Source organism: Desulforamulus aeronauticus DSM 10349 (assembly GCF_900142375.1).
Classification (GTDB): Bacteria; Bacillota; Desulfotomaculia; order Desulfotomaculales; family Desulfotomaculaceae; genus Desulfotomaculum; species Desulfotomaculum aeronauticum.
The window spans coordinates 155,067-178,555 of sequence record NZ_FRAR01000006.1 but is presented as its reverse complement, the minus strand read 5'-3'; the positions used below and the strand labels follow the sequence as shown (position 1 = coordinate 178,555).

Genomic DNA, 23,489 nt, shown 5'->3' with positions numbered 1-23,489 from the left:
CTAAATGGATTTAGCCAATAAGGTACGATTAATTAAAGACTTTCCTAAGCCAGGCATTAATTTCCGGGATATCACAACCCTACTTCAAGAGGGGGAAGCCTTTCAACAGGCTGTCAATGATATCCTAGAATTGTGCCGGGATCTGGAAGTGGATCTAATTGCTTGTCCGGAATCTCGGGGGTTTGTGCTAGGAGCACCCTTGGCTTATGCAATGGGTAAAGGTTTAGTGCTGCTAAGAAAACCAGGCAAGTTACCCGGTAAAATAGTGCGGCATGAATATAACTTGGAATATGGGACAGATGCCTTGGAAATGCACGAAGGAGCCATCTTACCGGGGCAAAGGGTGCTTTTGGTAGACGATGTATTGGCTACCGGAGGGACGGTGTCTGCTGCTGTGGAATTGATTAAAAAGTCAGGGGGGCAAGTGACCGGACTGGTGTTCTTAATTGAACTAGTGGGCTTAGATGCCCGACAAAAGCTAAGTGAATACCCTATAGTAACACTTATGCAGTTAGAGGCATAAATTATATTTTAAAAACTATAGCCTAAAGCCAAATTGAGGAGGTGAAGCATGTCTTCATTATTTGAACTGGAACAAAAGGTGTTGTTGTATAATCCTTCGGTGGACATTGCTTTCCTCCGCAGTGCTTATAATTATGCGGAAAATGCCCACAGAGGTCAGAAGCGTATTTCCGGGGAAGATTACATTGTCCACCCCTTAGCCATTGCCATTATCCTGGCAGAACTACAGTTAGATGTTCAGACAGTGGCTGCAGGGTTGCTTCATGATGTGGTAGAGGATACCGGTATTACTTTGGAGGACATTGAAAATAATTTTGGTCAGGAAGTTGCTATTATGGTGGATGGAGTGACCAAATTAGGGAAACTCCAATTTCAAACCAAAGAAGAACGACAGGCCGAAAACCTTCGTAAAATGTTTCTGGCTATGGCTAAGGATATTCGGGTAATTTTAATAAAACTGGCTGACCGACTGCATAATTTACGCACTCTGCAGTTTCAATCGGAACGTAAGCAGAAGGAAGTGGCAGAGGAGACCCTTCACTTTTTTACACCCATGGCTCATCGCTTGGGAATTTATAAGATTAAGTGGGAGTTGGAAGATCTCTCCTTTCGTTATTTGGAACCTGAAAAGTACCAGCACATGAAAACGCAAATTGCCAAATCCCGTGCCAAACGTGAAGAATATATTCAAGAGGTAATTAAAGAACTGGCCGAAAGATTGGCAGCGGTCAATATCAAAACAGAGATTCAAGGACGTCCGAAGAACCTTTATTCCATTTATCAAAAGATGGTGGAGCAGCAAAAGGAATTAAAGGATATTTTTGATGTTCAGGCGGTACGGGTGCTGGTGAATTCGGTTAAGGACTGCTATGGAGCACTGGGCATTGCCCATACTCTGTGGAAGCCTATCCCGGGCCGTTTTAAAGACTATATTGCTATGCCAAAATCCAATATGTATCAATCCCTGCATACCACGGTCATTGGACCCAACGGGGAACCGGTGGAAATTCAAATTCGCACTTGGGATATGCACCGGGTATCGGAATATGGTATTGCTGCACACTGGCGCTACAAGGAAGGCAGCCAAGGAGAAAAGGATTTCGATAAAAAGCTAGCTTGGATCAGGCAAATGCTGGATGCCCAGCACGATGCCCGGGATGCCAAGGAATTTATGGAAAACCTAAAGATCGACTTGTTTTCCCAGTCGGTATTTGTTTTCACTCCCAAAGGCGATGTTATGGAACTGCCTGCGGGAGCGATACCCCTAGATTTTGCTTACCGAATTCATACGGATGTAGGACACCGTACTGTGGGAGCAAAGATAAACGGGCGCATTGTGCCCTTGGATTATAAATTGAAAAACGGTAATATTATTGAGATTATTACCTCCAAGGCCAGCAATGGTCCCAGTCGAGACTGGTTAAATATCGTAAAAACACCCCAGGCGAAAAATCGCATTCGTTCATGGTTTAAAAAGGAACGCCGGGAAGAGAATATTAACCGGGGTAAAGATGCTCTTGAGAAGGAAGCTCGTAAACAGGGCTTGGAATTGGAACTGGTTCGTGGTGAAAGACTGCAAGAATATGCCCGTAAGCTGGTTCAGGCTTCTATTGATGATTTATATGCAACCATTGGAGACGGCCAATTAATTCCCAGTCAGATCGTTAGTAAGATTCGGGATGAATATCGCGCTGAGAAGGAACGCCGCCCTCTGGTGGAAGAAATGATGAAAAAAGCCGAGGGTAAGGCATCCGAGTGGGGTAAACCCACCCAGGGCATCCGGGTAAAGGGTATTGATAACCTATTGATACGCCTGGCCCATTGCTGCAATCCGGTGCCCGGTGACCCTATCGTTGGCTATATCACACGGGGCAGAGGTGTTTCTATCCACCGGGAAGATTGTCTGAATATCCAGCCAATCCAAAATGAAGAACCTGAACGGGTGGTAGAAGTGGCCTGGGATAAGGAATTCCAGTCCCCCTTCCAGGTAAAATTAGAAGTTACCGGCTTGGATCGTCCTGGTTTCTTGAACGAAGTGTTAAATGTACTGCTTGACCTAAAAATTAATGCCAGTCGAGTGAACGCCCGCTCCAAAAAAGATCAAGTGGCCAGTGTCGAATTGGCACTTCAGGTGCGGAACACCGAGCAGTTGGATTATTTAGTGAACAGAATCCACAAAGTAAGGGATACCTATGGTGTGAGAAGGGTGTCAACGGGATAAAAGATGGCCTTTGACCGTTAGCCCTTGGTCCATTGGGGCTTAGAGCGTAAACAGTTTTTATCCGAGTACTACAAAAATTAATTGAACTCTTAAAAGTGGCTAATACGGAGGTGCAATCTTGCGCGCTGTTGTTCAACGAGTGCTTCGAGGATCAGTTACAGTAGACGACACCACCGTCGGCCAGATTGACCAGGGGTTGGTTGTGTTGCTGGGGGTAGGGCAGGGAGATACTGTTGATGATGCCCGATATCTGGCAGATAAAATTTGTCAACTGCGGATCTTTACTGACGAGCAAGGTAAATTGAATCTTTCGGTTCAGGATGTGGGTGGCGGTGTGCTAGCTATATCCCAGTTCACACTCTACGGGGATTGCCGCAAAGGCAGGCGACCGGGGTATTCAAAAGCGGCCCTGCCGGAGGAAGCCAAGGAACTTTACGAGAGTTTCGTACAGAGACTCATTTGCAATGGGTTACCCACTGCCACGGGGATTTTTCAAGAACATATGGTGGTGGAAATTATTAATGACGGCCCGGTTACACTATTATTGGATAGCAACAAGATTTTTTAGCACTTTCAGAGAGTAAAAAAATTCTATTGAAGAAAGTATAAGAAAAACTAAGGCTTACTTGCCTGTGACCTTTAGGTTATGCCCTTCAGGGTACGCCTGCGTCAAGGACTTGGCGTAAGCCAAGTTTTTCTATACGATTTGGAGGATGATCCTTTGATTATCGAGATTTTACCGGTCGGGAACCTGGAAGCTAACTGCTATATTATTGGCTGTCCGGCAACTCGTCAAGCAGCAGTGGTGGATCCCGGAGATGAAGCAGGACGGATTCTGGAAAAATTAAAGCAATTAAATCTACAAGCTTCCACCATTATTTTGACGCATGGCCACGCGGACCATATTGGTGGAGTAGGGGAACTAAAAAAAGCCACCGGGGCTTCAGTGATGATTCATGCCCAGGATGGGGAGGCACTGACAAATCCCGCCTTAAATCTGTCCGCTTGGCTTGGAGAGTCGTTAGCATTTAAGCCTGCAGATAGATTGCTGCAGGATGGTGATACCGTTACTGTAGGGGATATTACTTTGGAAGTGATCCATACGCCAGGCCATACCCCAGGTGGTATTTGCCTGAGAGCAGGTAACGTACTGTTTAGCGGGGACACACTGTTTGCCCAGTCTATCGGACGCAGTGATTTTCCTGGGGGCAGTCAGAGCACCCTGATTCAAGCCATTAAAAAGAAATTGCTGGTACTGCCTGAGGAGACAACCATTTACCCAGGCCATGGAGGTTCTTCCACCATTGGCAGTGAGAAAGTCCATAACCCCTACCTATAAAAAAAACGCCACTCTGCTGTGGTGTTTTTTTATAGGCAAAATATTCAAACAATGATAAAATAAGCAGGAATACAATATCAACAATGGGCCTTAGCTACCGGGGTGGAACTATAATATTAAAACCCTTAAACTGTTGGAGCAGTTTAAGGGTTGGGATGAAAACCTCGGTAAACGAAGCACACGAGCCATTGTTTGGATATTGTATTCCCTGCTATTATGTAAGTATTTCTCAGGATTGTCAATATTATAAGGGAATAACTGTAAAACATGGCTATTAATAAAAAGGGGGTTAAAACATGCTAAACCGAACCAAAACCAGTGCCGATGTAGAACTAATCATCGACTTATATGAACGAGAAAAGGCATCATTAACGGCGATAATTGTCAACATCCGTGAAATTATTTTACATAATCAAACGGATGAGCAAGCCACCGTAGAAAAAATAAAAAGATATCTAAATGAGCAAGGGATAGAAGTCTAAAGTAGTGAAACCTCGGCTCCAGGTTATTATTTCCTTTTAATAAAATAGCCCCTGGGATCGATTTCCTCCCGAATAAGTCTTAGTTCCTCCACCGTAGGAGGTGCAAATTCGTAGACCTTCTCGTCCACCAGCAATTCAAAACCAGTATTTTGCTGCACACTTTCCACGGTTTCACCGGGCATGGTGGCTATCAGCTTCATGCGATGGGTCTTTTCATCAAAGCCCAACAGGGCTTTGGTGGTGATTACCCTGTAAGGTCCTTGCCCCACTAAACCGGCTCGTCTGCGAGCACCTTCACTGCCATCCAAATAGCCGGGGCTGGTAAGGTATTGCAATTTTTCTACAAATCTTCTTCTTTCATGAGCCATAATGATGATGGTACGTTCACAAGAGGCCGCCATGTCGCTGGCACCGCCACTCCCAGGGAGCCGAAGCTGGGGTTTTTGATATTCTTCAGGAAATTGCCCCATCATCGTGGAGTTCAGATTGCCGTATGGGTCAATCTCTGCTCCGCCAATAAAACCAAAGTCACAAAATCCCCTTTGGGTCAATTCAAAGGCGGTGTTTAAACCCTGTAGGTAACTGGCTTTGCTGGTGGTACGGGAACAGCCTACGGATAAGGGTAAACCTCTGTCCAAAGTAGGGCCAACTGCCCCGGCCTCAAAAACAGGAATAATTCCTGGGGCGTGGGTGAATTGAGCTAGGGTAATGGCTACCATAGGTAAACCAGTACCGGCAAAAATTACTTTATTATTTTCCAGTACCCGGGAGCCAGCCACTACGATCATTTCCTGAGGGGTAAAATTAGTGTGCATTCTTTCCATCCCCTTGCTTATCATCGCCGGTTTCCTGCATTAGAACGGCTTCTCGGAGTTCAATTTGTTGAATATGCTTTAATTGTCGGTAGGGAATCTGTTCCAACATACCGTCCGAGTCTGTAACACCATAGATATATTGATCATAGTAACGTTGTAGCGGGATAGGGTTTCCTTTGCGGAAAGCTTCAACGGCATTGCGAAACTCTTTAATGTGATTTTCATCAAAATAATAGCGGCTATGGCAGTTACCGGGATAAGCTCCCAAGGGAATCTCTACCACTGCATCTACCGCAAAAAAGGGAATATTAATGCGGCTAGGCTCCTGTATCATTTCCTCATGGGGGATAATCCGTTCACAGGTGACAATGGTGTGAGCGGCAGCTAAGGCAATTTCCGGGCAGGTAAACAGGGGGCCTCCTATTCTGCAGTTACCGTAGATGTCTGCCTCTTGAACATGAATTAAAGCTACATGTGGGTGGCAGGCGGGCAGCAGGGCGATGGGTTCCCCGGTAAAGGGACAATCGATTATTTTAGAGCGGTTGGCTCTTGGGACATCGCTGCCCAGCGGACTGCGGCAGGGTAAGAAGGGGAGGCCCATAGCCGCGGCTTTAAAGCGGGCGGACATATTAAAGTTACTCCAATCTTCTAGCTCCACCATACCATTTTCTGATAGAAAGCGAAGCATGGAAGAAAGACCAAATAATTCAATGCCCCAATAGGCAAATTCCAGACGTTTTATGCTGAACTGCTGTTGATCTAAAGCCATGGCTCCGGCTAGATATTCAACAGCCAAGCCTGCGGAATGAAAGGAAAGCAGTAAATCTTTCTTACCCTGCCTGATAATTTCATGAACTGTTGCCACAGGTTGGCGGCTATTTACAAAACCACCGATACCAAGGTTGTAGCCATCTTTAACCAAAGTAGACACAGCCTCAGTTATCGACATACGTTTGTCTTTCTTTGCTTTATCTTTTTGAACCAAAAGACTTCTTGCTTCACTAGGAGATAAACCGGTCCACATATGTTACTTCCTCCAAATGCTTAAATTATAACGATTATAGCATAAATATACATAACGTGTTTTAAAAATTTTACCATTAATTGGACAAACCAGGTGATTGTATTAAAGTACTCTTATTTCTTCATGAAAGCTGAGAAAGGAGGGTTGCCATGAATATTCTCATTACCGGCGGAACTGGCTTTGTTGGCAAAAATTTAGTAAAACATTTAAGCGGGCTTAACCATCGGCTTTATCTGGTAACACGTGGGGGATATAAAGGGGCCGGGGAAGTTATTCCATTACCGGCCGAGACGGAACTTTTTTCGCCTCAGGTTATATCCGGTATCGATGCGATAGTCAACCTAGCCGGGCATAATATTTCGGCTGGTCGTTGGAGTCCACAGGTGAAAGAGGAAATTTTAAACAGCCGACTTCGTTTGACTAGGCAGTTGGTACAGAGTATCGAGAGGAATAAACAACAACAATTACCTTATCCTGGGACTTTGATCAATGCCTCTGCAGTGGGTTATTATGGAACCCATGCTCATACCAGCTTTCATGAAGCAAGTCCTAATGGCCAAGGCTTTCTGGCTTTGGTGTGCAAACAGTGGGAGCAAGAGGCTCAACGGCTGGAGGAGATGGGTGTACGACTGGTGATACTCCGGCTGGGTCTGGTTTTAGGCCCTGGGGGTGCCTTAGAAAAAATGGCTTTGCCATACCGCTTCTGCTTGGGTGGTTACCTGGGGGATGGTAAACAGTGGTGTTCCTGGATTCATCAGCAGGATGTCATACAGGTCATTGCCGAGGCATTGCAAACTACCGACTACCAGGGAGTTTATAATCTTTGTAGTCCTCAGCCGGTGACCATGTCCGAACTGGCAACTGCCATTGCCAACACGCTTCATAAGAAGTCCTGGACTAGAATGCCCGCTTTTTTTACCAGATTGCTGTTGGGGGAGATGGCAGAAGAACTTTTGCTGAATGGACAGCGGGTGCTACCCCAAAGACTGCAAGAACGAAAGTACCGTTTTCAATACCCGGATATACAGTCCGCTGTTGAGAAAGCTCTAACATAAATAGAAAGGAGAGTGGTGCAAGACTACTATTTTAGATAGTAAGCAGCAGTCCACCATAGGCTAGGCCGTAGGCGTGGTTAGTTTAAATAAGACACACGTACTGTATTTTGGTCTAGTAGGGGCGAGCTTTGCTCGTCCGAATGAACTGAAACCAAAAGCCTATGGCCAAAGTTACACACCAGCCAGCGGTTTCATTGTGCAACAGCTCTGGGATACCTAGATTAAACGAAGTTCCTTAATAACTTCTTGGTTTTCAATATTAATCAGCCTAACGACATCTGCCTCGATGATGGCCACGGAATGAATGTTGTCCTTGGGCAGTGCGGTACTACCTGGGTTTAGTACAACCAAATCCCCATCTTTATACAGCTCTTTCACGTGACTATGACCGTAGATAAAAATGTTTATCTGATAATCTTTAGCCATTTGAATGTACTGGTTTTTCTCTTTGGTATGACCGTGACAAACGAAAATCTTATGATTCCCTAACTGCAGCAGAAGATAGGGGCTTTGGATGGGATGGTGGATCACCATTTGATCTACATCGGCATCACAATTTCCCCGGGCAAATAGTATATTTTTCATGGAATTGATTTTTTCGGCCAACTCCTTGGGATTATAACCCTCTGGCAGGGGGTTTCGTGGGCCGTGATACAATACGTCCCCGCCGTGGATAATGGTATCACAGCTTTCTAAAATCTGTAGGGCCTTTTCAAAATAGAATATACTGCCATGGGTATCGCTGATTACACCAATTCTCAAAACATGCTCACTCCTATTTCCTAATCGTTCATTTAGCTTACCATTAGTACCTGTGATAAGACAACCCACTCCTTCGACAGGGAGTGGGTTGTCTTTACTTACATACCCGGAGCAACAGTGGGATACTCCTGAAGTTTACTTGGTATGTGATCCTAAATCTTCCCCATAGTATATCCTTGAAAAGAGATTTCCTTTCTGAAAAAAATAATCCCTTACCTTGAGTTGGTAAGGGATAGTTGTTTTAATTAGCTTCTGTTGTAATGGTTGTTTTTAAATTACTCCACATATCCTGTGAGACTAGGCCCAAGCGCCAGAGGGCAATACCTTTTAACTCATAACGCTGTGCAATAGCCACTTTGGTTAGTAAGCTTGTTTCATTCTCACTGGGTAGAGAAATACCCAATACCAGTTTTTCAGCCGGTACCATCGCCTTGGCTTGTTGAACCGCTTGTTCAACTAATTGCACTGGTTCGGGTTTGCTGCCGTAATCATAAGCCATAATGATAATTTCATCCACCAAAGGAGCTAACTTTTGATAATCATAGCCACGGTAGGAGCTGTTAGGGGCATGGATAGTCAAACTTAGTGTTACCTGGGCTGACTTTAGCTCTTGGGAAAGCAGTGAGACAAACGTAACAAAGCTTGCCCTTACTTGGGTTAATTGTTCTCCTTGATCGGTAAGGCCTAACCCCTCAAGGTTAAGATTCACTCCCCGGTAGTTCTTGGCCTCCTGCACGATGTCGGAGACTGCCTGCTGCATGGCAGCTTCATTAGCTAACAGGTTCGTTAAAACCCGTTGTTCATCAGTCACATGAATAACCATCTGGGTTTTTAACTGAAGATCCTTAGCAGCAGCGAGAACTTGTTCGTAGCTGTCCGGTCTTTGCCAACCGGTGGTACTCTTAGTAAGCAGATTGCCCTCTTGGTCTAGACTGTACCAACCTAAAGCCAGCGTTTTTACTAAATCAGTATTTCCTTTGGCAACTTCTGGGAATGTGGTGCCAAAAAGATTGGTCCAACTGCTGGTCTTTTGATCGCCCAGGGCATAGAAACCAATCACTTCCAACTTACTTGGGGAGAGAATCGCTATCTCATTGTCTACCTGATTCCAGGTAACGCTGCAATTGAAGCTTTCACTGAAGAAACGTAGAGGAACCAAAGTACGTCCATTAATAATCTGCGGCGGTACATCCAGGGACACGGGAGCTCCGTTTAGATTTGCTGTTTGATTACCGATTTGCAGAGTGATGGCTTTACTGCCGTTTTGGGCTTGAATGGTTTGGTTGGCAGCCTCCCAGGTTACTCCCACATGAAGAGCTTCGGCAAGAGCTCGGAACGGAACCAAGGTTCGGTCATTTTGCATCATTGGCTTAACATCAAAGGATATGGGCAGACCGTTCATAGTCACTGAAATATCCTGGCCGGCTAAGGCGGCAGCAGGCTGCATGAGACCAAGGGAACATAAAAGGAGCCAGAGTGAAAGGAACCAACGCTTCATTTTGCACACCTCGTAAAAGAATTATTTTTATTACTAAATTCAACAAAAATGTACAAATTACCTGCTTTGGCAGAATAAAACTAAAATTCATTGTAAAGTGGGCTTTACATTTGAGGAAAGAAGTAGTACTATGTAAAGAAAGCTTTACGTAAAGTTTGCTTTACATAAGGGGGGTGGCATTTTGGGTGAAAAATCAACTAAAAGAGTTGCGAAATCAGTTTAATATGACCCAAGAACAATTAGCCGATAAGGTTGCGGTATCCCGACAAACCATTATTTCTATTGAAAATGGCAAATACAATCCGTCACTGATTTTAGCTTATAAAATCGCGAAAGAGTTTCGCTGTAGTATCGAAGAAGTGTTTGATTTTTCGGAGGTGGAATAAAATGGGGAATTCCTTTATGAAAGAGATCATGAGAATAAATCGAATTATGCTTAGCACGGTGATTGTTATGGTTTTAGCAGCCAGTTGGTATTATCAGGCTAGTTGGGAAAACTGGGTGAAAAGCTTAGCCATCATTGGTATCGTTATTTTGGTTATGATCACTAAAAAATGGCGTATTAAGCGAATGGAGAAAGAGTTGGATGAAAGACTTCAAACCATTACTTATTACGCTTTGGCCATTGGTTTTTACACTACGTTGATCATCATTTTCTGGTTTTACCTTAAAGAATTAATCATTGACGGTAATTTATCTGTACGAACCCAGGTAGAACTATGTGGTGGTGTGTGTGGTTACCTGTTTTCTTACTTGTATTTAAAGAGGAAATATTAAAGGAGCTCCCAAACGGGGCTCCTTTGACTTTTGATAATTAGCTTTGTTTTACCGAGGGAAGATCTTTGGCAAACTTTACGAAGTCTTCCAGCCTTCCTTCAAAATCGGTCTCGTAACTAGAATTTCCATGGTCGATTAAGTGGTCGGTTACCAGATAGGTTTTAATACCCAGTTTACCAGCTACTAAGTCTTCTCTGGTATCATTGCCAACCATCAGTGTTTCTTCCGGTTTGGCACCAATCCTGTCCAGGATTTCTTTGTAGTAATTGGGGTTGGGTTTACAGTAGTGGCAGTGCTCATAGGTGGTTACCAGCGCCCAGGGAATGTCCTTAATTCCAGCCCAGTGCATGCGTTGGGCTGTGGCTATATCCGGAAAAATTGGGTTTGTGGCAAGCACCAACTGATAGCCCTTGTCAATTAATTCTTCACAAATTGCCTTCGACAGCGGGGTAGGGGTTGTACAACAAATCAGTTCGCTAAATCCCGTATCGTAAAAGTTATCAAATAGGGGCATTATTTCTTCAGCAGTCAGATCAAACCGGGGCAAAAAAGCTTCCATAAATACTTCTTGGTTGGTTTTATCTGCACGATTATCCCGGATCATAGCTTCGGTGGAAGCCCAGACATGTTGATGAAGAGCCTTGGGGTCCAATAAATGGGAGCAAGACTTGGTTAATCCACCAAAGTAACTAGTTAGGAAATGATTTAAATCCATTGGCAGCAGAGTGCCGTCCAAGTCAAAAAGGATAGTTTTTAACATAGCTTCCTCCGCTTATTAATGAATGTGGCCCTTGTCATCTGAATGATTGCCACCGCAGCCGCAATTGCAACCGCCTTTTGATTTTGGAGAGTGGTGCTGATGATCATGATTACTACATCCGCAAGAGGGTTCATCTTCCACATACTTAATCCGGGACAGAGTATCAACCACTTGTCCCCGAATGCCTGCTAAATATTGCTGGCGTAACGCATGCTGTTCTTCCTTTTCCTCAGGTGTTAGACCCTCGGTTCTTTGTTTACGCGCTAAAGCGTTAATTTTATCTACCAATTCCTTTGTAATAATGGTAATCACCTCAAATTCAGTATAGCATGGGTTACCATGAGGGACAAGGCAGTACTCATCAAACCCAATTTCATATAGTATAGCACTTTTCACCAATTTTTAACAGTTGATCACAGCTAGGGTGATCAGTCGTTTGTTATTATGCTGTGTTCTAATCTATATGGTAGCTTCTACAAGCGTTCTATATTCTATTCCTGCAATGGAAGGCCATATTCCTGAATAACATGCTTCAATTCATTGACGTAAGCATTTGCCTGGTGACTGAGACGTATCTGATGGTTTGCTATCCAGCCAACTTGGATATGATCATCAACCTGCAGCGGGACTGATATAATGTTATCTCCGTTTAAATCAGCACTGACAATTCCAGTGGAGATGGTATAGCCATTCAAGCCAATTAAAAGATTGAACAAGGTTGCCCGGTCGCTGACATGGATACTCTTCTTACGAAACACAGTGCTTAAAATTTCTTCTGAAAAATAGAAGGAGTTGAATTCGCCTTGTTCGAAAGACAGGTAGGGATACTCCTGCAAATCATCCAATGTTACAGATTGTCTTCCGGCAAGGGGATTTTGTGTACTGATAAAAATATGGGGTTTTGCTGTAAATAGCGGATGAAAATCAAGACGGTTTTCCCGCAGCAGCTTTTTAATAACCTTTCGGTTAAATGGGTTCATGTATAGAATGCCAATTTCACTGCGCAGATTCTTAACGTCTTCAATAATTTCATACGTCCGTGTTTCCCGCAGAGTAAATTCATACTCATCCGCACCGCTTTGCTTGATTAAATTCACAAAGGCGTTAACCGCAAAGGCATAGTGCTGTGTAGAGATGGAGCAAAGCTGTCTGGAAGGCTTTTTATTTAAATAGCGCTGTTCCAAAAGACCTGCTTGCTCCACTACCTGCCGGGCATAGCCGAGGAATTCAGCACCATCTACGGTAAGTGTAATTCCCTTTGGGGTTCGAATAAAAAGTTCAATTCCGACTTCTGTTTCAAGCTCCTTGACAGCATTGGACAGGCTAGGCTGCGTAATATACAGCCTTTTTGCGGCCTCGTTAATGGAGCCGCAATTTACAATTTCAATTATATATTTTAATTGCTGTAGCTTCATGGCTTGTCTCCTACATAAACTTATTTATGTAAATAATATCGTAACGAAAAATTGGATAAATTTTTATTTGTAACTGCCTATAGTATGTATTTAGATAAATGTAGAAATTAGTCAACTGGGTTTAAACTTTGATTTCATCCACTCAATAAGCAAAAAAGATAAAAAGCTAACAATATATGAACCAATAAAATACATAATGCTATGGACTACTATAGAAGGAAATGTCTTGTTATACAGCTCGGGAAACAAAAATATCCTGGGAATAATAATTCCACCTATTGTTATACCGGCACTGACACCAATCGCAGCTTTCAATGAACGCTTTACCATGTTTTTTATACCTCCTCGCCATCAGCCTGCTTGACTATGATTATAATATAAATTATTGCAGCATTGAATTATTATCCCTAAGGCCGTCACACTGTGGCAACTTTTCATATGTGGTAAATTCAGAACCACTTCATCTGCGGAGATACAACACCCTACAGACATTGACAAATGAAGTAATATTGAATACAATATCTTTCAGAGTTTATACAGAGTAAATCTATGATCAGGAGAGTAGACCTTGTCACCTTGCACAGGGAGGATGGAGCCTTAGACTGGAAGCTCCTCCGTAAGAGCTTGGTTCGAAGAACACCTGAGAGTTACCCCCGAACGGATGAAGTATCCCAGTAGGCCGGTACGGCTGACACCGTTAATGTCTTTCGAGAGGAACATCCTTTGTTCAATCAGGGTGGCACCACGGGAATTAATTCCCGTCCCTGGCAAATGCTTTAGCATGCCAGTGACGGGAGTTTTTTATTTTTTCCTTATATTTTTTGTTACAGGAGGTTTACGTTTGTGTTAACGACCAGACCCAGAGGCACCAATGATATTTTGCCGGGGGAAGTGGAGAAGTGGCAATATGTTGAGAAGCTGGCCCGAGAAGTTTGCCGGGAATACGGCTATGGTGAACTTCGGACGCCGATCTTTGAACACACTGAACTTTTTTCCCGAGGTGTGGGAGAGGCTACCGATATTGTAGAAAAAGAAATGTACACCTTCACCGATCGTGGTGAACGGAGTATTACCTTGCGGCCGGAAAACACGGCGGCCACGGTAAGAGCATATCTGGAAAACAAACTACAGGCACTACCCCAACCGGTTAAATTATATTATATGGGCCCCATGTTCCGTTACGATCGGCCCCAGGCCGGACGCTTCCGGCAGTTTCATCAGTTTGGGGTAGAGGCTTTTGGTTCCCATAATCCCTCTATTGATGCGGAAGTTATTGCTATGGCTATGGACCTTTACCAGCGAATTGGCCTGCGGGACTTAGAACTTCACATTAACAGCGTGGGTTGCCCCCAGTGCCGCCCAGGGCTTCGACAACGGCTACAGGAACATTTTAAGCCGCATCTGGAAAAGCTTTGCCCCAACTGTCAGGGGAGGTTTGAGCGTAATCCGCTGCGCATCTTAGACTGTAAGAATGAAACCTGTCAAGATATTGGTCGTCAGGCGCCTACTACCCTGGATGTCTTATGTGATGAATGTAATACCCACTTTAACCTGGTTAAAAATTACCTAGATGCGGTGGGTGTTCGGTATATCGTTAATAACCGTTTGGTCAGAGGTTTGGATTACTATACGCACACTGCCTTTGAGATCATGGCCCAGGATATCGGTGCCCAGAGTTCCATCGGCGGCGGTGGTCGGTATAATGGTTTAATGGAAGCCTGCGGTGGCCCTGCTACCCCCGGTATTGGTTTTGCCCTGGGGTTGGAACGAATTTTACTTACAGCGGAGCGTCAGGGTATTACCTTCCCGGTCAGCCGGGAACCTGCAGCTTTTGTGGCCACCGTTGGTACGGAGGTCGAAAAACAAGCCTTTTCTCTGCTGCAAAGCTTACGCCAGCAGGGTATAGCTGCAGAAAAGGATTATCTGGCCCGTAGCCTTAAGGCACAAATGAAATACGCCGGTAAATTGGGCGCGCGATGGGTGGTTATTTTGGGAGAAGAAGAACTAACCCGGGGTGTGGCCATGGTAAGGGATATGCAAGCCGGTGAACAGCAGGAAGTAAAATTGGCTGAGTTGGTGAATTATATTAGGAAATAATCGGCCCTTAGCCACTGGCAGTCGACCAAAGGCAAAGGGACCTGTCAACAAGATATTTAGCTGCACAAAGTTACAATAAAGAAACAAGCAAGCAGGAGGTTATACAAAAATGTCCGAGTCAATGCATGGTTTACGCCGGACCTTATATTGTGGTGAATTAAGAAAAGAGCATACTGGTCAGGAAGTCGTACTAATGGGATGGGTGCAAAGGCGCCGTGACCATGGTGGATTAATCTTTGTGGATTTAAGGGACCGCTCCGGTATTGCTCAAGTGGTATTCAGCCCGGCAGTAAATGAAGAAGCTTTTAAGAAGGCTGAAGGGGTTAGAAATGAGTATGTGCTGGCAGTGGTTGGCAAGGTCAATGCCCGCCCAGCAGGTTCTGAGAATCCCAACATGGCAACCGGGGAAATTGAAGTATACGCCCACACCCTGCGGATACTAAACCGTGCCAAAACCCCGCCCTTTTATATTGAAGATAATATTGATGTGGATGAAAATGTACGCCTGCGTTATCGTTATCTGGACTTACGCCGTCCGGAAATGCAGCGTTCCTTAGTACTAAGACACAAGGCTTCCCAAAGCATGCGAGAATTTCTCGACAACCATGGTTTTTTAGAAATCGAAACACCGATGTTGACCAAGAGTACTCCGGAAGGGGCCCGGGATTATCTAGTACCCAGCCGTGTCAACCCAGGCAAATTTTACGCCTTGCCCCAGTCACCCCAACTGTTTAAGCAAATCCTGATGTTGGCAGGGATGGAACGGTATTTCCAGATTGTTCGCTGCTTCCGAGATGAAGACTTACGGGCTGATCGTCAACCGGAATTTACCCAGATCGACTTGGAAATGTCCTTTGTGGATGAAGAAGATATTATGGGTTTAATGGAAAAGATGATTGCCCAGGTATGCAAAGACACCATTGGCCAAGAGATTGTTCTGCCGATGCCGCGTATGTCTTACCAGGAAGCTATGGATCGCTTTGGGTCCGATAAGCCCGATACCCGATTTGGTCTGGAATTGCGAGATATTACTCCCATTGCTGCTCAATGTGGTTTTAAGGTATTCAACAGTACTGCCGCCTCCGGTGGTCAGGTAAAGGGGATTAATGCCAAAGGCTGCGCCACCTTCTCCCGCAAGGAAATTGATGATCTAACAGCCTTTGCAGCGATTTACAAAGCTAAAGGTTTAGCTTATATGGTTATCAACGAAGACGGCTCTGTAAAATCTGCCATTGCTAAGTTCTTTACCCCCGAAGAGTTGGCTGCTATTCAAGATAAATTAGAAGCTCAACCAGGCGATCTGCTGCTCTTTGTAGCTGATAAACCCAATGTGGTGGCTGCCTCCCTAGGTGCCCTGCGGGTACATTTGGCAGAACGCTTAAATCTGATTCCCGAGGGTACCTTTAAATTCCTCTGGGTAACTAATTTCCCACTACTGGAATTTGATGCCGAAGCGGGGCGTTATTTTGCTATGCACCATCCCTTCACCTCTCCACTGGAAGAAGATATCCCGCTGTTGCAGAGCGATCTTGGCAAGGTGCGGGCTAGAGCCTATGATATGGTGCTTAATGGTGTAGAGCTGGGTGGCGGCAGTATTCGAATTCACCGTCCGGATATGCAAGAGATGATGTTTAAGACCCTGGGCATGAGTCACGAGGAAGCGAAAGAAAAATTTGGCTTCCTATTAGAAGCCTTTGAATATGGTGCGCCTCCCCACGGTGGGATTGCCTTTGGTCTTGACCGCTTGGTCATGCTGCTGGCAGGTAAGGATAGCATTCGTGATGTGATCGCCTTCCCCAAAACCGCCAGTGCTACCTGTCTTATGACACAGGCACCGGATGTGGTTGATCCAGCTCAACTGACAGAGCTGCATATTCGCAGTACCGTGATACAGAAGAACAGTCCTGCGAAGTAAGGGCAAGATTGTTCATAGACTTATAGGGAGTGGCGCAAAAACTACTTTTTGTGTCACTCTTTTTTGCATTGTAGGGGCCGAGCCTTCTCCTACACTTGCATACAGATTCCGTCTGTGTTAACATAAAGGTGTGTACTAGTTATTTTTGTAACAAGGGAATGCCCTACTTTGTGCGTGCAATATCTGAAGTTTTGAGCCAACAGATGTTGAAACGGGAGTCCGATTTCTCGCAAGGGAATGTAGACCTTACTAGTATAAGGAAACAGGAAATTGTGGAAGGGCACCCACCTGTGAGTACAGGTTCAACAAACTTTGGATACGGACACGGCAAGGCGGGGTTTCTTTTGCGTTTTGCTGCTGAAAACATCTCTCTAATAGAGATGTTTTTTCTTTTTCTCCTTTTTAAGGTGGTTTTAAGAATTGTCTTGTATCATTATTCTTGACAAGGTAACAAAGGAGGAGAAAAATATGAATGCACAGAAAAAAATAGTTAAACCTGTTTTGGTAGTATTAATTAAAGCTGTTCTGATGATTAGCCTGGTGATTTTCGGAGTACACTGGTCTAATGATCAGCAACACTTGGTTTCCCTCGGTAATAAATCCGCTCAGGCTGAACAAGGTGTTATCAGACCCGCCAACATTTCAGCGGTAGTAAAACAAACGGCGCCCGCAGTGGTAAAAATAGAAACGGTTATTCGTACTCAAGTGAACATGGACCCATTTTTCAATGACCCCTTTTTTCGGCAGTTTTTTGGTGCCCAGTCGTTGCCCCGTACCCAGGTTCAGAACGGCTTAGGCTCAGGCTTCATTGTTTCTTCGGATGGCTACATTATTACCAATAACCATGTCATTAATGGGGCAGACCAAATTCAGGTGACACTGACCAGTGATCAGAAATACCCGGCTACCGTTGTAGGAACCGATCAGGAACTTGATTTAGCAGTGCTTAAAATTGACAGCAAGGAAAAACTACCTACCTTATCCTTTGGCAGTTCGGAAAAAATTGAGGTGGGTGATTGGGTTATCGCTATTGGCAATCCCTATGGTCTGGATCATACGGTTACTGTGGGGGTTATCAGTGCCAAAGGAAGACCACTGGACATTGATCAGCAGCATTTCCGAAATCTGCTACAAACAGATGCCTCAATCAATCCCGGTAATTCGGGCGGCCCCTTAATGAACCTCAATGGGGAAGTGGTAGGAGTTAATACGGCAGTGAATGCCCAAGCCCAGGGAATTGGCTTTGCCATCCCCTCATCTACGGTGGTTTCGGTATACAATCAAATTATTAGTAAGGGTTCGGTTTCCCATCCCTATCTAGGGGTTACGATCGCTCCGCTACAGAACCAGCCAGGTGTGGTGGTTACTGGGGTTGTCCCTAACAGTCCGGCTTTAGCAGCGGGACTAAAGGTCGGAGATTTGGTAACAGAGTTTGCTGGCAAAGAAGTAACCTCACCCCAGGAACTATTGGATGCAGTGGCAGAAACCCAGCCGGGGCAAAAAATTACACTGGTTTTGCAGCGAACTGGACAAATCCAAAAGAAAGAGATTATCATGGGGGATAAGAGCCAGTAGTCAGTAAGAGGAGGGTATTCATGGGTGCCAGGATTCTGGTCATTGACGACGACCCCAAAATCACTGCTATGTTGCAAAGGACTTTAACCTATGAAGGTTACCGGGTGGAGGTAGCCAATGACGGTGTTACCGGACTTGCCTTGGCCAAAAATAACCCACCGGAATTATTAATCCTGGATATTATGTTGCCTGGCATGGATGGCTGGGAGATTTGCCAGCGATTTCGGCGGGAGAATTTTATACCTGTCCTTATTCTTAGTGCTAGAGATGAGGTAGAGAGCAAGGTGAAGGGTCTGAAACTGGGGGCAGACGACTATCTAGCTAAGCCCTTTGCCTTGGAAGAACTGTTGGCGCGGGTACAGGCGCTGCTGCGCCGTCATACGGTTTCCCAACGAATGATTCAGTTTTCGGATTTGAAGATAGATCTCGATACACGGGAAGTCTCTCGAGCGGGTCAAAGGATCTCCTTAACCTCCAGAGAATATGAACTCTTAACACTGTTTATGGAGCACCCCAATATAGTACTGACGAAAGATAGTATTCTCGATCGCGTATGGGGCTGGGATTATACCGGTGGTTCTAATGTAGTGGAAGTCTATATCACCATGCTGCGTCAAAAAATAGAAAATCATGGCCCCAGACTTATCCAAACCATTCGCGGTGCTGGGTATGTACTGAAGGAGCAAACACCATGACTTTGCGCTTGAAGTTAACCATTTGGTACAGTTGTGTTGTTAGTTTGACCCTAATCATCTTCTCCGTTATTGTATATACTTTTTTGTCCTACAGCCTGGTGCAGGAATTAGACCGGGAATTGGCCGGTCGGGCCGCGGGGGTGGCTTCCTCTGTAAAGGTGGTAGGACCAAATTTTTGGAATCAACAACGGGTGGTATTGCCCGATGTGGATGTCTTTGGTTACCCTAATACCTATCTGCAAGTCGTGGATACCACAGGAAGATTGGTGGCAAAATCCAGCAATTTGTCTCGACAAACCCTGCCCATGAGTGAGGATACCATTAACCTGAGTAAACAGGGGCATGTCTTTTATGAATGGCTGCAGGCAGGCGATCAGCGGATTCGGGTTTACAATTATCCCTTGGTGGCGCAAAATCAAGTGGTGGGTATTCTGCAGGTGGGACAACCTTTCTCCGGGTTGCAGGCAGCTCTCAATCAATTGAGGTGGTTGCTGTGGTTGTTTAGCGGTGGGATGATTATAGTTGGTGCTACCATTGGCTGGTGGCTGGCTCGGGCTGCCCTCAAACCGGTGGAAGCTATTACCTGCACGGCAGAGCAAATTCGCCAGGATTTAAATCTACATCAGCGGATTCCCAAGGGTGAACACCAGGACGAATTGGGACATTTAGTTAATACCCTTAATGCCATGCTGGACAACTTAGAAACTGCGTATCGTGAACTTTCGGATTCCCATGCCGCCCAAAGGAGATTTGTTTCCGATGTTTCTCATGAATTAAAGACACCGCTAACCACCATTCGCGGCAACATTGACTTGATGATCCGGATGGGGGAGGAGCAGCCGGAGGTAAGAAGAGAAGCTTTGTTGGACATTGCTTCTGAAGTGAAGCGCATGAGCCGACTGGTGTCAGATATGCTGGTATTGGCCCGGGCCGATGCAGGGTTTACCATACCCTTGCAACCGGTGGCGGTTGATCAGGTGCTTGAGCAGGTTGCCCGTCAAGCCAGGATGCTGTCTGAAGAAGTGGATTTTCATCTGCACTTGGCTGAAACCTGCCGCGATGTCAAGATTATGGCCGATCCGGATTATCTCAGACAACTTTTGCTTATACTTTTGGATAATGCCATAAAATATACTTCACCTCAGGGTTGGGTGGAGCTAGCTGCTCACTGTACTGACGGAAGAATAGATGTGCAGATTAGTGATAACGGCATGGGTATCGACGAAGGTGAGATAAATCATATTTTTGAACGGTTTTATCGGTTGGATAAATCACGACCAACAGGGGGAACCGGCTTAGGTTTGGCCATTGCCAGTTGGATTACTCAGCAGCATGGTGCTAAACTAACCGTGAAAAGTCAGCTACACCAGGGAAGTGTATTTACAGTAACGTTTCCCACAGTAAGGGAACAACTAATAGAAGAGAAAATTCAACAAACGGAGGGGTTCAGTGTCCAGACATAGATTTTCTCGCACCGAGATGTTGATTGGCGAGGAGGGGCTAGCTAAGCTTAAGGTTGCCAGGGTGATTGTTTTTGGGGTGGGCGGCGTTGGCTCTTACACTGTCGAGGCTTTGGCCCGGGCAGGTATCGGTGAATTAACCTTGGTGGATTTTGATACCGTAGATGTAACCAATATTAACCGTCAACTGCATGCTATGGATGATACCATTGGCAGTTATAAAGTGGATTTAATGGCGGAGCGGATCAAACATATTAATCCCGAAGCAATCGTTACGCCCATTAGGGAGTTTTACTCACCACAAAATGGTGATGATCTGATAAAAGGTGATTATTCCTATGTAGTGGATGCCATTGATAACGTAACCGGTAAGCTGGATATTATTAAGAGATGCTATTCCCAGGGTCTGCCCGTTATCTCCTGTATGGGAGCGGGCAATAAACTGGACCCGGCTGCCTTTCGAGTGGCGGATATATCGGAAACCTCAGTAGATCCTTTGGCCAGAGTTATGCGTCGGGAACTCCGGAAAGCACAAATAGAAAAAGGGGTTAAGGTGGTCTTTTCGGTGGAACCGCCAATTACCCCGCAACAACGGGTGGTGAAAGGGGAGACTGCAATATCCCTGGCTCCCGGCAGTATATCCTTTGTCCCCGCTGCTGCAGGGTTGGTATTGGCGGGTGCTGTAGTAAGGGGGCTGCTTTAATTTGACAAGGGAACCTACCTGGAATATAATGTAGCAACCTAAAGCTTGAAGTCAATGAAAAGGAGAAGGGGTTGTTTGGCATGGCTAAAAACATACTGATCCTAAATGATGAGAGCTTCAAAGAAACAATATTGAACCAAAAGGGCCCTCTATTAGTAGATTTTTGGGCTGATTGGTGCGGCCCTTGTCAAATGCTGGCGCCGGAAGTGGACAGGCTGGCCACCGAACTGAAAGGGCAGGTGCAGGTCTGTAAAATCAATGTTGATGACAATCGGGACACCACCGACAGGCTGGGAATTATGAGCATTCCCACGCTGATTTTTTTTAAAGATGGTAAGGAAGTGGAAAGGACCACAGGCTTTCGGAAAAAAGAAGAGTTACTGGGAATGATCCAAAAACATCTGTAAATCGAAACACCTATAGGTCACAAGCAGGCAAGTAGGGCCAAGTTTTTCTAATCTTTTCTCAAATAGAATTATTAGGTTTTCTGTATAGTACTACCACTTTGGTGGTATTTTTTTATATTAGATTTTCTCTGTATTAAACTTGAGCATTTTACTCGGAATTAGCGTTGACATAGGGAAACAAGCGTGATATTCTACTCCTAGAAAACCGAGTGGTTTACTTGGGATTGATAAAGGGGGTGATGTTTCTTGCGGCTGTCCACAAAGGGACATTATGGACTGAAGGCGATGTTTGATTTGGCCATGCACTATGGGTCCGAGCCCCTACCCATTCCCTTAAAGGTGATAGCAGAGAGGCAAGGGATATCAGAGCACTACCTGGAACAACTAATTGCAGTTTTAAGAAAGATCGGTTTGGTTAAAAGTATTCGAGGAGCCCAGGGAGGTTATATCCTGGCCAGACCGCCTTCTCAAATAAAAGTGGGGGATGTGATACGTGCTCTGGAGGGTCCCATTGCCCCTCTGGATTGTGTTAGTGAATTTGAACCAACCGCCTGTGAAAAGGAGCATTACTGCATTTCACGGGATATCTGGGCCAGAGTGAGGGATAGTATTGCAGAGGTACTGGATTCCATTACTTTGGAGGATATGTGCCGGGATGCGGCAAAAGTAAGCACTGATAGGGTAGAGTCATAGATCACCTAAGGAGGAGCACTGTGCATGAGAAAAGTTTATTTTGACCACTCGGCAACAACCCCGGTGGATCCCGCTGTTGCTGAAGAAATGCTGAAATACTTAACCGAACATTATGGCAACCCCTCCAGTATTCACGCCTTTGGTCGGGAAGCTCGGAAAGCTGTAGAGAAGGCCAGACAGCAGGTGGCCACAGCTATTGGTGCTTCCAGTGTGGGTGAGATTTCCTTCGCCGGCACCGGCACCGAGGCCGACAATATGGCCATCCGGGGTGTTGCCTATGCCAACCGACAAAAGGGAAATCATATTATTACCTCTGCGGCAGAACACAGCGCAGTATTAAACTGCTGTAAACAGTTGGAGCGAGAGGGCTTTACCGTAACTGTTTTACCACTGGATAAATATGGTCGGGTGACTGCTCAGCAGGTAGCCGATGCCATTACTGATAAAACCATTTTGATCACCATTATGCATGCCAATAACGAGATTGGTACTATTATGCCAATCCGTGAAATTTCCGAAGTAGCTCGGGCCAGAAAGATTATTTTCCATACTGATGCCGTGCAAAGTGTTGGTAAAATTCCAGTTAATGTTGATGAACTGGGCGTGGACTTGCTAACCCTATCTGGTCATAAAATCTATGGTCCTAAAGGTATTGGGGCTATGTATATCCGCAAAGGAACCTTTTGGCAGCCGATCCTCTTTGGTGGTGGGCAAGAACGCCGCCGTCGTCCCGGTACTGAGAACGTGGCTGGTATTGTCGGCTTAGGCAAAGCCATTGAATTGGCCACCCAGAATATGCATGTAGAGGCCGAACGTCTGGCCAAATATCGTGATCGTATCTTTAAAGAAGTAATGGAAAAGATCCCCAATACTATTCTTACCGGTCATCCTGAGCAGCGGTTACCCGGTCATGTTAGTTTCTGCTTCCGGTTTATTGAGGGTGAATCCATGCTGCTGATGCTGGATATGAAAGGAATCGCTATTTCCAGTGGTTCCGCCTGCACCTCGGGTTCCTTGGAACCTTCCCATGTGTTGACGGCCATTGGCTTGACCAAAGAAGTGGCCCATGGCTCCCTACGCCTCACCATGGGTAGGATAAATACCGAAGAAGATGTTGAATATTTCCTGGAGGCTCTGCCTCCTATCATTGAGCGGCTAAGAGCCATGTCACCCTTAGGTGAAGGGTGTAACCCCTGTGCCTGCAGTACTTGCACGATACATGATGAAGATCATCATGATCATGGGGAACTTAGTGAGGACGAATATTAAACATA

Annotated in this window: 25 protein-coding genes and 1 other RNA gene; 18 read left to right on the top strand and 8 right to left on the bottom strand. The window is 45.3% G+C overall.

The genetic code is table 11. The annotated features are described in order from the left end of the window. Nucleotides 1-4: 4 nt before the first annotated feature. The 5 genes from BUA78_RS03245 to BUA78_RS03225 all read left to right on the top strand — a co-directional run bounded on the left by BUA78_RS03245 (nt 5) and on the right by BUA78_RS03225 (nt 4,564). Nucleotides 5-523, top strand: a complete 519-nt coding sequence (locus BUA78_RS03245) for an adenine phosphoribosyltransferase (RefSeq protein ID WP_072910914.1) — start codon at nt 5-7, stop codon at nt 521-523. A gap of 48 nt (nt 524-571) precedes the next feature. Continuing rightward, nucleotides 572-2,743: a RelA/SpoT family protein gene (locus BUA78_RS03240; RefSeq protein WP_072910901.1), complete on the top strand. Its 2,172-nt coding sequence runs from the start codon at nt 572-574 to the stop codon at nt 2,741-2,743. Nucleotides 2,744-2,861: 118 nt separating this feature from the next. Then, the gene (gene dtd, locus BUA78_RS03235) at nt 2,862-3,311 is read left to right on the top strand and encodes a D-aminoacyl-tRNA deacylase (protein ID WP_072910899.1); all 450 of its coding nucleotides are present in this window, start codon (nt 2,862-2,864) and stop codon (nt 3,309-3,311) included. A gap of 153 nt (nt 3,312-3,464) precedes the next feature. Beyond that, a complete protein-coding gene (locus BUA78_RS03230; RefSeq protein WP_072910898.1) occupies nt 3,465-4,082 on the top strand; it encodes an MBL fold metallo-hydrolase in 618 nt (205 codons plus the stop codon). Nucleotides 4,083-4,378: 296 nt separating this feature from the next. Then, a complete protein-coding gene (locus BUA78_RS03225) occupies nt 4,379-4,564 on the top strand; it encodes a peptidase (protein WP_072910896.1) in 186 nt (61 codons plus the stop codon). Nucleotides 4,565-4,590: 26 nt separating this feature from the next. Here the strand turns inward: BUA78_RS03225 and BUA78_RS03220 are convergent, their stop codons facing one another. Together BUA78_RS03220 and BUA78_RS03215 are read right to left on the bottom strand one after the other, a co-directional pair. Continuing rightward, complete coding sequence (locus BUA78_RS03220; RefSeq protein WP_238456700.1) at nt 4,591-5,379, bottom strand: CoA-transferase subunit beta; 789 nt, start codon at nt 5,377-5,379, stop codon at nt 4,591-4,593. Next, on the bottom strand, nt 5,369-6,403 hold the full coding sequence (locus tag BUA78_RS03215) for a CoA transferase subunit A (RefSeq protein ID WP_072910895.1): 1,035 nt from the start codon (nt 6,401-6,403) through the stop codon (nt 5,369-5,371). Before BUA78_RS03215 ends, BUA78_RS03220 begins: the two co-directional genes overlap by 11 nt. A 149-nt stretch (nt 6,404-6,552) precedes the next feature. Here BUA78_RS03215 and BUA78_RS03210 point away from each other — a divergent pair, with 149 nt between their 5' ends. After that, on the top strand, nt 6,553-7,458 hold the full coding sequence (locus BUA78_RS03210) for a TIGR01777 family oxidoreductase (protein WP_072910893.1): 906 nt from the start codon (nt 6,553-6,555) through the stop codon (nt 7,456-7,458). A gap of 216 nt (nt 7,459-7,674) precedes the next feature. Here BUA78_RS03210 and yfcE read toward each other — a convergent pair whose 3' ends face one another. Next, nucleotides 7,675-8,220, bottom strand: coding sequence for a phosphodiesterase (gene yfcE, locus BUA78_RS03205; protein ID WP_072910892.1), 546 nt, complete (start codon nt 8,218-8,220; stop codon nt 7,675-7,677). 241 nt (nt 8,221-8,461) lie between these two features. Beyond that, a complete protein-coding gene (locus BUA78_RS03200; RefSeq protein WP_072910890.1) occupies nt 8,462-9,718 on the bottom strand; it encodes a stalk domain-containing protein in 1,257 nt (418 codons plus the stop codon). A gap of 185 nt (nt 9,719-9,903) precedes the next feature. Between BUA78_RS03200 and BUA78_RS03195 the strand changes: the two genes are divergently transcribed. Next, complete coding sequence (locus BUA78_RS03195) at nt 9,904-10,104, top strand: helix-turn-helix transcriptional regulator (protein WP_072910888.1); 201 nt, start codon at nt 9,904-9,906, stop codon at nt 10,102-10,104. Nucleotide 10,105: 1 nt separating this feature from the next. Then, entirely contained in the window at nt 10,106-10,495 is a 390-nt protein-coding gene (locus BUA78_RS03190; RefSeq protein ID WP_072910887.1) for a hypothetical protein, read from the top strand. Between the two features lie 37 nt (nt 10,496-10,532). On the opposite strand, the gene BUA78_RS03185 is transcribed toward BUA78_RS03190, so the two are convergent. The 4 genes from BUA78_RS03185 to BUA78_RS20460 form a co-directional block, all read right to left on the bottom strand. Then, entirely contained in the window at nt 10,533-11,255 is a 723-nt protein-coding gene (locus tag BUA78_RS03185; protein ID WP_072910885.1) for an HAD family hydrolase, read from the bottom strand. A 15-nt stretch (nt 11,256-11,270) separates the two neighbouring features. Next, nucleotides 11,271-11,651, bottom strand: a complete 381-nt coding sequence (locus BUA78_RS03180) for a DUF896 domain-containing protein (RefSeq protein ID WP_238456699.1) — start codon at nt 11,649-11,651, stop codon at nt 11,271-11,273. Between the two features lie 95 nt (nt 11,652-11,746). Beyond that, on the bottom strand, nt 11,747-12,670 hold the full coding sequence (locus tag BUA78_RS03175) for a LysR family transcriptional regulator (protein ID WP_072910883.1): 924 nt from the start codon (nt 12,668-12,670) through the stop codon (nt 11,747-11,749). Between the two features lie 111 nt (nt 12,671-12,781). Beyond that, nucleotides 12,782-13,000 carry a hypothetical protein gene (locus tag BUA78_RS20460; protein WP_072910882.1) on the bottom strand — a complete coding sequence of 73 codons (219 nt, stop codon included), beginning with the start codon at nt 12,998-13,000 and terminating at the stop codon, nt 12,782-12,784. Between the two features lie 513 nt (nt 13,001-13,513). On the opposite strand from BUA78_RS20460, the gene hisS reads away from it, so the two are divergent. From hisS to nifS, 10 genes are all read left to right on the top strand, one after another. Beyond that, complete coding sequence (gene hisS / locus BUA78_RS03165) at nt 13,514-14,767, top strand: histidine--tRNA ligase (protein WP_072910880.1); 1,254 nt, start codon at nt 13,514-13,516, stop codon at nt 14,765-14,767. A gap of 109 nt (nt 14,768-14,876) precedes the next feature. Beyond that, nucleotides 14,877-16,682: an aspartate--tRNA ligase gene (gene aspS, locus BUA78_RS03160; protein ID WP_072910878.1), complete on the top strand. Its 1,806-nt coding sequence runs from the start codon at nt 14,877-14,879 to the stop codon at nt 16,680-16,682. 157 nt (nt 16,683-16,839) lie between these two features. Next, nucleotides 16,840-17,025, top strand: a non-coding RNA gene (ssrS, locus tag BUA78_RS03155) — 6S RNA. A 125-nt stretch (nt 17,026-17,150) separates the two neighbouring features. Beyond that, a complete protein-coding gene (locus tag BUA78_RS03150; protein WP_072910877.1) occupies nt 17,151-18,257 on the top strand; it encodes a trypsin-like peptidase domain-containing protein in 1,107 nt (368 codons plus the stop codon). A gap of 20 nt (nt 18,258-18,277) precedes the next feature. Next, nucleotides 18,278-18,952, top strand: coding sequence for a response regulator transcription factor (locus BUA78_RS03145; RefSeq protein WP_072910875.1), 675 nt, complete (start codon nt 18,278-18,280; stop codon nt 18,950-18,952). Then, on the top strand, nt 18,949-20,415 hold the full coding sequence (locus BUA78_RS03140; protein WP_072910874.1) for a sensor histidine kinase: 1,467 nt from the start codon (nt 18,949-18,951) through the stop codon (nt 20,413-20,415). The genes BUA78_RS03145 and BUA78_RS03140 overlap by 4 nt, the downstream gene beginning before the upstream one ends. Further along, complete coding sequence (locus BUA78_RS03135; protein WP_238456698.1) at nt 20,402-21,115, top strand: tRNA threonylcarbamoyladenosine dehydratase; 714 nt, start codon at nt 20,402-20,404, stop codon at nt 21,113-21,115. The genes BUA78_RS03140 and BUA78_RS03135 overlap by 14 nt, the downstream gene beginning before the upstream one ends. Before the next feature lie 80 nt (nt 21,116-21,195). Beyond that, nucleotides 21,196-21,522, top strand: a complete 327-nt coding sequence (gene trxA / locus BUA78_RS03130; protein ID WP_072911004.1) for a thioredoxin — start codon at nt 21,196-21,198, stop codon at nt 21,520-21,522. A gap of 246 nt (nt 21,523-21,768) precedes the next feature. Then, nucleotides 21,769-22,215: an RrF2 family transcriptional regulator gene (locus tag BUA78_RS03125; protein WP_072910872.1), complete on the top strand. Its 447-nt coding sequence runs from the start codon at nt 21,769-21,771 to the stop codon at nt 22,213-22,215. A gap of 24 nt (nt 22,216-22,239) precedes the next feature. Further along, the gene (gene nifS / locus BUA78_RS03120; protein WP_072910871.1) at nt 22,240-23,484 is read left to right on the top strand and encodes a cysteine desulfurase NifS; all 1,245 of its coding nucleotides are present in this window, start codon (nt 22,240-22,242) and stop codon (nt 23,482-23,484) included. Nucleotides 23,485-23,489: the final 5 nt, after the last annotated feature.

Excerpts from the sequence above, each read along its gene's own strand:
- BUA78_RS20460 (WP_072910882.1), bottom strand. The coding sequence starts at position 13,000 with ATGGTAAAGCGTTCATTGAAAGCTGCGATTGGTGTCAGTGCCGGTATA.
- BUA78_RS03185 (WP_072910885.1), bottom strand. The coding sequence starts at position 11,255 with ATGTTAAAAACTATCCTTTTTGACTTGGACGGCACTCTGCTGCCAATG.
- BUA78_RS03240 (WP_072910901.1), top strand. The coding sequence starts at position 572 with ATGTCTTCATTATTTGAACTGGAACAAAAGGTGTTGTTGTATAATCCT.
- BUA78_RS03190 (WP_072910887.1), top strand. The coding sequence starts at position 10,106 with ATGGGGAATTCCTTTATGAAAGAGATCATGAGAATAAATCGAATTATG.
- nifS (WP_072910871.1), top strand. The coding sequence starts at position 22,240 with ATGAGAAAAGTTTATTTTGACCACTCGGCAACAACCCCGGTGGATCCC.
- BUA78_RS03175 (WP_072910883.1), bottom strand. The coding sequence starts at position 12,670 with ATGAAGCTACAGCAATTAAAATATATAATTGAAATTGTAAATTGCGGC.
- BUA78_RS03145 (WP_072910875.1), top strand. The coding sequence starts at position 18,278 with ATGGGTGCCAGGATTCTGGTCATTGACGACGACCCCAAAATCACTGCT.
- aspS (WP_072910878.1), top strand. The coding sequence starts at position 14,877 with ATGTCCGAGTCAATGCATGGTTTACGCCGGACCTTATATTGTGGTGAA.
- BUA78_RS03220 (WP_238456700.1), bottom strand. The coding sequence starts at position 5,379 with ATGCACACTAATTTTACCCCTCAGGAAATGATCGTAGTGGCTGGCTCC.
- trxA (WP_072911004.1), top strand. The coding sequence starts at position 21,196 with ATGGCTAAAAACATACTGATCCTAAATGATGAGAGCTTCAAAGAAACA.
- BUA78_RS03215 (WP_072910895.1), bottom strand. The coding sequence starts at position 6,403 with ATGTGGACCGGTTTATCTCCTAGTGAAGCAAGAAGTCTTTTGGTTCAA.
- BUA78_RS03200 (WP_072910890.1), bottom strand. The coding sequence starts at position 9,718 with ATGAAGCGTTGGTTCCTTTCACTCTGGCTCCTTTTATGTTCCCTTGGT.
- BUA78_RS03140 (WP_072910874.1), top strand. The coding sequence starts at position 18,949 with ATGACTTTGCGCTTGAAGTTAACCATTTGGTACAGTTGTGTTGTTAGT.
- BUA78_RS03150 (WP_072910877.1), top strand. The coding sequence starts at position 17,151 with ATGAATGCACAGAAAAAAATAGTTAAACCTGTTTTGGTAGTATTAATT.
- BUA78_RS03225 (WP_072910896.1), top strand. The coding sequence starts at position 4,379 with ATGCTAAACCGAACCAAAACCAGTGCCGATGTAGAACTAATCATCGAC.
- BUA78_RS03245 (WP_072910914.1), top strand. The coding sequence starts at position 5 with ATGGATTTAGCCAATAAGGTACGATTAATTAAAGACTTTCCTAAGCCA.
- BUA78_RS03210 (WP_072910893.1), top strand. The coding sequence starts at position 6,553 with ATGAATATTCTCATTACCGGCGGAACTGGCTTTGTTGGCAAAAATTTA.